Consider the following 1,623-nt stretch of genomic DNA (forward strand, 5'->3'; position numbering starts at 1 on the left):
GCCAGCACATCCTCGACCTCCGCGCTCTGGTGCTCTCGGACCGTTGGGACGCCGCCATGACTCTCATTCTCGCGCCACGGCGCGCTCGGGTGCGGCGCGCCGCGTGATCAGGATGGGAGCCACACCCGATCCAACGCCGTGAGCTGCCCGTACCAGTCGTCCAGCCGCCGGTCGTTGAGCAGCAGCCCCGTGAAGTCGTCTCCAAGCAACTGCACGCCCACCCCCGCCTCCACCGTGAAGCGACGGCGCGGCAGCCGTTCCTACGGCGTGTAGACGGGCTGGTGGTTCTCCACCACCGCTCGCACCGGCAACCCCACCACCCGGTAGAGGAAGTCGAGCGGCGGCAGCGTGATGAGCAACGCCACCGGCGCGTTGAGGAACCCCAGGTTGTTGGAGAAGTCGTCCTGGACGTCCAGCGGGAAGAACCACGGCAGCTCGCTGGGCACGTACAAATCGAACCCCGCGCTGGGCGCCGGGCGGTTCCATCCCTCGTTGAAGGCCGGCCCCACGATGGACAGGTTGCCCATGTCCGAGTGCGCCACCAGCCCCGACAGCGGCTTGTCCGGGTGGGTGAGGTACTCCTGGTGGTCGAAGAACCGCCGCACCGCCTCCGTGGAGCCCGCGGGGCCGATGTTCTTGAAGACGCCCGGCACCGGGTACGTGGCGTGTGACTCCCGCGCGTGCGGTCCTGGAGAGGCCAGCAGCTGCTCCAATCCCTTGGAGTCCGCGCCAATCTAACCAATGGGGTGCGTGTTGATGACCGTCTCCGCCTCGTCCGCCCAGGCGTAGCGGCGCGCGCGCGCGAGGAGCTTCTTCTCCCCGGGCCGGTCCTCTCCCCGGGCGTCCAGCTGCGCCTGCCATTGCTCGCGGGGCAGGTAGGCATTGGGGCGGGCGAAGTCGAACACCCTGCTGTTGTGGTGGAAGAAGTACTCGATGCGCTTCATCACCAGCGGGTCCGCGCCGTCCGCGGTCCAGTCCCCCTGGAGGATGCGGCGCAGCTCCGCTTCCGTCAGCGTGCGCCCCACCACCGAGCGCGGAGAGACAGCCACGGCGATGTGCTCCCAGTCCCCCTCGTGCCAGTACTGGATGAGCAGCTCGTAGCCGGGCGGCCCCTTCTGCGTGCCCTTCACCGCATGGATGAACGGATGCGCGTACACCTTCTCCGTGCCCAGGTAGCGGCGCGCGGGCTGGCCGTCCGCGTGGGCCATGGCCGCCACGAGGAGCACGTACGGCGACAGGGCCCGTGCCGCACGGACCGGAACGATGTGGCGCATATGGAAAGCGTCCCCCTGAAGCCCCGCGTCGGGACGCGCGGCGCCAGGGACGCTAGGGGGCAGCGGCTCCGGACCCCGTCGCCCCCCGGGGCCGCCCGTTCGTCACTGCACGGTGAAATCTCCGGCAGTGGACACCCGGGGTCCGGCATGCCGGCGGAGCAATCCCTATCTTACCCGCGCCATCCGTCGGATACCGGACCGGCCCCCGTGGCAGGGGGTGAAACACAGGCCCTGTTTCTGGCAGAAAGAAAGACAACCCATGAGGGGGTGGGACTGCGTCCCCCCTGAAGGAGTCCCTGTCGCATGAGCACGATTCTCCGGACCCCACCCCTCGCCGGTGGCCGTCCCC

Annotated in this window: 2 protein-coding genes; both read right to left on the reverse strand. The window is 69.4% G+C overall.

Annotation, left to right across the window (positions count from 1 at the left end; genetic code table 11):
• Positions 1–260 precede the first annotated feature (260 nt).
• The gene (locus D7V77_RS41885; RefSeq protein ID WP_120581719.1) at positions 261–713 is read right to left on the reverse strand and encodes a hypothetical protein; all 453 of its coding nucleotides are present in this window, start codon (positions 711–713) and stop codon (positions 261–263) included.
• 21 nt (positions 714–734) lie between these two features.
• Positions 735–1,274, reverse strand: a complete 540-nt coding sequence (locus D7V77_RS41890; protein ID WP_120581720.1) for a hypothetical protein — start codon at positions 1,272–1,274, stop codon at positions 735–737.
• Between the last annotated feature and the right edge of the window lie 349 nt (positions 1,275–1,623).

It is taken from the genome of Corallococcus sp. CA041A, from assembly GCF_003612075.1.
GTDB classification, from domain to species: Bacteria; Myxococcota; Myxococcia; order Myxococcales; family Myxococcaceae; genus Corallococcus; species Corallococcus exiguus.